This window comes from Mameliella sp. AT18 (assembly GCF_028807275.1).
GTDB classification, from domain to species: domain Bacteria; phylum Pseudomonadota; class Alphaproteobacteria; order Rhodobacterales; family Rhodobacteraceae; genus Antarctobacter; species Antarctobacter albus.
On record NZ_JARAMO010000187.1, the window covers coordinates 44,662 to 51,103 of the forward strand.

The following is a 6,442-nucleotide window of genomic DNA, read 5'->3' on the forward strand; positions in this document are numbered from 1 at the left end:
TCTGTCGGTCCGGATCAGCCGGTCCAGTTGGTCGCCTGGGCGAAGACCAGGAAGGCGATGGCGATGCCGATCCAGGTCACGAAGAGCGGCAGGAAGAACCGGATCCAGCGATCCCAGCCCACACCGGCCAGCGCCAGGGTCGCCATGAAGTAACCGGAGGTCGGGTAGAAGATGTTCGAGAGTCCATCACCCAGCTGGTAGGCCAGCACCGCGTTCTGCCGTGTCACCCCGATCAGGTCCGAAAGCGGCGCCATGATCGGCATGGTCACAAGCGCCTGGCCGCTGCCCGACGGAATGACGAAGTTGAAGCCGAGCTGCGACAGGAACATGCCCACCGCCGAAAGCGTGTCGGGAAAGCTGCCGACCAGTCCGCCAAGGCCGTGCACCAGAGTGTCCATGACCTGCCCCTGCTCGAACATCACCGCGACCGCCCGGGCCAGTCCGACGATGATCGCGCCCATCAGCACGTCGCGGAAACCCTCGTTGAAGGCATCGCAGATGCGTGCGGTGTTCAGCCCGGCGACAAGCCCAACGGCCACGCCCATCAGGACAAACAGCCCCGCCATTTCCAGCATGAACCAGCCACGGGTCAGTACGCCCCAGACGAGGATCGCGAAAAAGCCCAGTGTCACCAGCCCGGCCCAGGCCTGGCGTCGGGAAAACCGCATCGGCTCTGCCGAGAAATCGTGGCGGTAGGACCCGCGCTTTGCCTCTTCACGGGAATCCCCGGCCATCAGGCTGTCGTCGGGGTTGGCGCGGACACGGCGGGCATAGCGGATCGTGTGCAGAACGGCCACGACCAGCAGAACGACAAAGAGCGTGGCGCGCAGACCGGCACCCGAATACAGCGGCAGTTCGGCGATCGTCTGGCCCAGCCCGGTGTTGATCGGGTTCAGCACGCCGGCTGTAAACCCGGCGGTCGTCGCCAAAAGCGCGGTGGCCGCGGCGGTGACCGAATCGTACCCCAGCGCGATCATCAGGGGCAGGATCACGGGCACGTAGACGAGGGCCAGTTCCTGCGTCCCGATCAACGAGGCCACGACGGCAAAGACCGTCATAAGCACGGGAAACATCAACAGGCTGCGCGAGGAAAAACGCCTTGCGAGCTTGTCCACCGCCACGTCGATCAGGCCGGTCCGGCGCACCACCATGAACGTACCGCCGATGATGAAGGTAAAGAAGACGACGGTCGCCGCATCCACCAGGCCATTCGGGACGGCCAGCATGAACTGTTCCAGCCCCACGGGCGTGGCCGGAACCTCGCGGTAGCTGGTCGGGTCGATGGCGCTGCGGCCGTTCGCAAGCGTCACCCGGTCATAGAGACCTGCCGGAATGACATGGGTCAATGCGGCGGCAATGGCCGTGAAGACGAACAGAATGACGTAGATGTGTGGCATCCGGAATCCGGGCGCCTCTGTCTCGTCAACTTCGGTGTTCTCGGCGGTCATTGTCTGGTCCTCCCTCGACCCTGCGGCGCACCGCGGCGCAAAGATCGTCTGATGTTGCAATAACTGACATGTTAGTTAAAATATCTTCTGTGATGCCATAAGTGCTTTCAGAAGGGTCTGTTTGCAAATTTTTGAAAGTGGCGGCAAATATACAGGAAAGCGGAGGAAAACATGACAGAGGCAGGCGGTGAAGCGCAGAGCAGACGTGCCTTTGGCGCCCTTGTCGATGCCTTGAGAGGCGGAGAACTGCCCTCGAGCAGCTTTCATTCGATGCAGCAACTGGTGAGCGTTCTGGGGTTTCCGATCTCGTCGATTCGCGAGGCGGTCAAGCGAGCCGAGGCGCAGGGACTGGTCGAGATCCTGCCCAAACGCGGCATCCAGGTGATGTCGGCGGACCTCGCGTCGACGCGGAACTGCATGGACATGCGCGCGACGCTGGACAAGGAAGGCGCGCGCCGCCTGCTGGCGCGCGACCAGAGGCGCGACTGGTCCGATCTGCGCGCGGCGCATGAGGCGCTTCTGTCGCGGGCGCGGGCCGGGATCGGCGCCGCAGAGGCGATCGACGCCATCGACGTGGATCTCAGCCTGCACGACGCCCTTGCCGAAGAGCTCGACAATCCTCTGCTGCGGCGCTGCTACGAAGAGAACCGCACCCGCATCGCCATCATCCAGAACACGCGCCCCTTTCTCGCCGACCGTGTTGCCTCGGCGATGGAAGAGCACTTGGCCATCGTTTCAGCGATCGAGGCCGGGGACGAAGCGGCGGCGATGCAGGCGATCGACCTCCATTTCGTGCAGACCCTGCGCTGGTGGGGCATCCACGGCTGAACCGTCCCGCTGTATTCGGTGGCGGCGCCGTGACTAGGGTTCACCTGTCGCCGAACATGTCCCCCAACCCGCCCAGCACCGAGCCTTCGCCCTTGCTGCCGCCGGGACCCGCGGCGCGCAGCACGCGGTCCGCCAGCCGCGAGAAGGGCAGGCTTTGCAGGAACACGGTGCCCGGTCCGCGCAGGGTGGCCAGAAAGATCCCCTCGCCGCCGAAGACCATGCTCTTGAGGTTCCCGGCCCGTTCGATGTCATAGTGGACGCCGCTGGTCATCGCGGCCAGACAGCCGGTATCGACGCGCAGAACCTCACCGGCCTGCAGCTCGCGCCGGATGACGGTGCCGCCCACATGGATGAAGGCCATGCCGTCACCGTTCAGACGCTGCAGGATGAACCCTTCGCCGCCAAAGAACCCGGCCCCCAGCCGACGCTGAAAGGCGATGTCGGTCGTCGTGCCGAAGGCCGCGCAGAGAAAGGCGTCCTTCTGACAGATCAGTTCGCCGCCCATCTCGGCCATGTTCACCGGGATGATCTTGCCCGGGTAGGGCGCGGCAAAGGCGACGCGCTTCTTGCCCTGACCGTTGTTGGTGAAATGGGTCATGAAGATGGATTCGCCGGTCAGCACGCGTTTGCCGACGTTCAAAAGCGAATCCATGAACCCGGCGGACGGGCGTCCGCCATCGCCCAGACGAGTTTCAAAGCCGATCCCGTCATCCATGTAGTTCATGGCCCCTGCCTCGGCGATCACGACCTCTGCCGGGTCGAGTTCCACTTCGACGATCTGCATGTCATCGCCGAAAATCTCGTAGTCAACTTCATGGCACCGCATTTCAAACCGCCTTTCGAATATGGACAAAGCGAATGGGCCGAAGGCTAGACCGGTCAGGCGGGCGAAGTCCAGAGAGGGCGCTGCGCCCCCATTGCTGCTGGCCCGGGTTTCGAGAGGCACAGCCACAAGGATTTCGTCAGATCAAGAAACATCTCAGGGTTGAGCTTTGATTATGGTAAGATAGGGCAGTTACGAATTCAGCATTTTTGATCCGTTCCTTTGAAAAAGAAAGAAATCGTTATGGCTGTCGAAGACCCGACACTTACCAGGACACCCGTGCAAACCTTTGCCAAAGAGGTTGAAATCCAGGTCCATCACCCGGAATTCGAGGTATCGAGTTCCGTCCAGTTCCTTGATACCGAAAAGCTGTCTACCGGACGGCACAGGATCGAAATCGGCAAGTTCAAGGACGGTTGCTGTGGCCGTGCGGCCTTTGCGATCATCGACGACGGCCGGGTCGTCGAGATCGAGACGGAGGCCTGCGAAGACGCGAAAGGGACGGCGACCGAAGAGGAAGCCGCGCTGTTCCGGCTGGCAATGGACAAACTCGCCCCGACCGAGCAAGAGCCCCAGCCGGTGCAGACATTCCTTGCCAATCTGAACGTCGGCATGCCGCCGCCGATCGGTGTGTCCGGCTGTATCAAGATCTGTCTTCTCGGGTATTGCGTCACCTGTTGTTCGTCTCCGGCGGATGGGCTGTCGTGTTCGCTGACGCGGCCCAGCGGACCCTCGACCGGCACGGCATCGCCCCTGATGACCTTTCGGCAGGAGATTGAGTTCGAAGTTTACAAGCCGGACTTCGAGGCCCTTGCCTCGAACGCGTTTCTCGACGTCGAAAAGCTGTCCACGGGCCGCCACAGGGTCCCGGTCGGCAGGATGGAGGGGCCTTGCGGCGATGATACGGTCTTTGCCAACATCCGCGATGGCCAGGTCATCAATCTCGAGGCGGAAGGCTGCGACCGCAAGGGCGATCCCGTTCCCTCCGACGTGCTGGAGGTGTTTGCGCTTGCGCACAACACGATGGCGCTCAGCGCAAAACCCCCCGAACCGATAGCCGCTTTCCTGGGCGACCTCATCTCCATCGACGTGTGGGGCTGCTTCTGGATTTGCGGGTTCGGCTATTGCCTGTTCTGTTGCACGGGCGACGTCATCACCTCGGGGACGTCCAAGTGCTGGGTCGAAAAGCGCAAGAACTCCCTGTTCTGATCGCCGACAGGCGCGGGACCTGCGCCGCGCCACCTGCCACCACTCACGCAACAAAAAAGGGCGCCCCGCGGGACGCCCTTTTCCAGATGTCGTGTGCCGGCTTACTGCAGGCTGGCCAGTTCCTTGGGCAGCTTGAAGGTCCAGACGGTGCCACCCTGGTTGAGGTAGTTCACCTTCTTGGCAACCTCGCCACCCCAGAGCGGAACAGCGCCGCCCCAGCCGGAGACGATCGAGACATACTGCTCGCCGTCCATCTCCCAGGTCACGGGCTGACCCACGATGCCCGAGCCGGTCTGGAAGTCCCAGAGAACCTCGCCGGTCTCGTCGTCCAGCGCGATGAACTTGCCCTCGGGCGTGCCGGTGAAGACAAGGCCGCCGCCGGTGGTCATCACGCCACCCCAGAGCGGGGCGTCGTTCTTGTATTCCCAGACCAGGTCACCGGTGTCGGGGTCAATCGCCTTGAGCGAGCCGATGTGATCTTCGTAGTTCGGCTTGATGGTGAACCCGGCACCCAGGTAGGCCGCGCCCTTCTTGTAGGTGATCGGCTCGTTCCAGATGTCCATGCCCCATTCGTTCGAGGGCACGTAGAAGTTGCCGGTCTTCTGGCTGAAGGCCATCGGCATCCAGTTCTTGCCGCCCAGGAAGGAGGGCGAGGCAAAGATCACTTCACCCTTCTTGCCGTCGGCGGCCGCGGTGGGATCGCCGGGACGGTTCTCCTCGTTGAAGATCGGGCGGCCGTTCTCGTCGATGCCGCTGGCCCAGGTGATGTCCTTGACGAAAGGCGTCGCCGAGATGAACCCGCCATCTTCGGCGTCGAGAACGTAGAAGAAGCCGTTCCGGTCGGCGGTGGCCAGGCGCATGTTGCCGTCGCGGTCGTTGTAGGCGACCACTTCGTTCACGCCGTCATAGTCCCAGCCTTCGCGCGGGGTGGTCTGGAAGTGCCACTTGATCTCGCCGGTCTTGGGGTCGATGCCGATGCGGCTGGCGGCGTAGAGGTTGTCACCCTTGCCGGTGTTGTCCTGACCCGCGTCGCGCAGCCAGCTGTTCCAGGGCGCGGGGTTGCCCGCGCCAAAGATCAGCGTGTCGGTGCGCTCGTCGTAGGAGCCGCCCAGCCAGGTGGCGCCGCCGCCGGTTTTCCACATGTCGCCCGGCCAGGTCGCGTTCAGCTCGCCGGTCATGGTCGAGGGTTCGCCGTTCAGCATGCCCATGTGGCCTTCGATCACCGGGCGTTCCCAGACCAGGTCGCCGTTCTCGACGTTGCGGGCCTGCACGGTGCCGACGATGCCGAATTCACCGCCCGAGTTGCCGGTGATGACCAGCCCGTCGACGATCAGCGGTGCGGCGGTGTAGGAATAGCCGGCCTTGTAATCCGCGATCTTGTCGCGCCAGACGACATCACCGGTGTCCTTGTTCAGGGCCACGATGCGCGCGTCCAGCGTGCCGAAGATGATCATGTCGCCATAGATCGCGGCGCCACGGTTGACCACGTCACAGCAGGGCAGGATGCCCTCGGGCAGGCGGGCGTCGTACTGCCACAGTTCCTTGCCGGTCTTGAGGTCGATGGCATAGAGCCGCGAATAGGAGCCGGTGATATACATCACACCGTCGTAGATGATCGGCTGGGCTTCCTGTCCGCGCTGCTTTTCGCCACCAAAGCTGAAGGCCCACGCTGCCTGCAGGTACTTGATGTTGTCCTTGTTCAGCGTGTCCAGCGGGCTGTACCGCTGCAGGTGGCGGCCCATGCCGTTGGTCACGACCTGCGTCGTGATGGTCTGGTCGTCGGCCAGATCGGCCTCGGTCACTTGTGCCGTGGCAGCTGTGCCGGTCAGCAGAATGCTGGCAGCGGCTGCCAGAATGAATCGGTTCATGAGATTTCCTCCCTTCATCGCCCAGGCGACGTGGATACACGCGCCCCTCTCCCGGGCGCTGCAGACAGTATTCAGGGAAGCCGCGCGGCGAGGTATTGCACAATGGTCGTAAGACTGTCGCGCGGTTGACAAGCCGGGTGAAGCATGACGCGCGCGTGACTCGATCCGGGTGGTGCGGCGCCGGTCCAGGACAGCAGAAAGGGCAGAGACCGTGACTGAACGCTCGATCCCGTTCCCGACTAGGGTCAGGACTCGTTCTCTCTCAA

General features: G+C 63.0%; 5 protein-coding genes. 2 read left to right on the forward strand and 3 right to left on the reverse strand.

Translation table 11 applies throughout. The features are described 5' to 3' along the window. Positions 1 to 14: 14 nt before the first annotated feature. On the reverse strand, positions 15 to 1,448 hold the full coding sequence (locus tag PVW46_RS16550) for a YfcC family protein (protein ID WP_069211088.1): 1,434 nt from the start codon (positions 1,446 to 1,448) through the stop codon (positions 15 to 17). 171 nt (positions 1,449 to 1,619) lie between these two features. Between PVW46_RS16550 and PVW46_RS16555 the strand changes: the two genes are divergently transcribed. Further along, entirely contained in the window at positions 1,620 to 2,276 is a 657-nt protein-coding gene (locus tag PVW46_RS16555) for a GntR family transcriptional regulator (protein WP_069211087.1), read from the forward strand. A gap of 40 nt (positions 2,277 to 2,316) precedes the next feature. Here the strand turns inward: PVW46_RS16555 and PVW46_RS16560 are convergent, their stop codons facing one another. Next, the gene (locus PVW46_RS16560) at positions 2,317 to 3,102 is read right to left on the reverse strand and encodes a TIGR00266 family protein (RefSeq protein ID WP_043140243.1); all 786 of its coding nucleotides are present in this window, start codon (positions 3,100 to 3,102) and stop codon (positions 2,317 to 2,319) included. 276 nt (positions 3,103 to 3,378) lie between these two features. Between PVW46_RS16560 and PVW46_RS16565 the strand changes: the two genes are divergently transcribed. After that, a complete protein-coding gene (locus PVW46_RS16565) occupies positions 3,379 to 4,308 on the forward strand; it encodes a hypothetical protein (RefSeq protein ID WP_133066379.1) in 930 nt (309 codons plus the stop codon). Positions 4,309 to 4,409: 101 nt separating this feature from the next. Here PVW46_RS16565 and PVW46_RS16570 read toward each other — a convergent pair whose 3' ends face one another. Continuing rightward, positions 4,410 to 6,176, reverse strand: a complete 1,767-nt coding sequence (locus PVW46_RS16570) for a PQQ-dependent methanol/ethanol family dehydrogenase (RefSeq protein ID WP_043140248.1) — start codon at positions 6,174 to 6,176, stop codon at positions 4,410 to 4,412. Positions 6,177 to 6,442 lie beyond the last annotated feature (266 nt).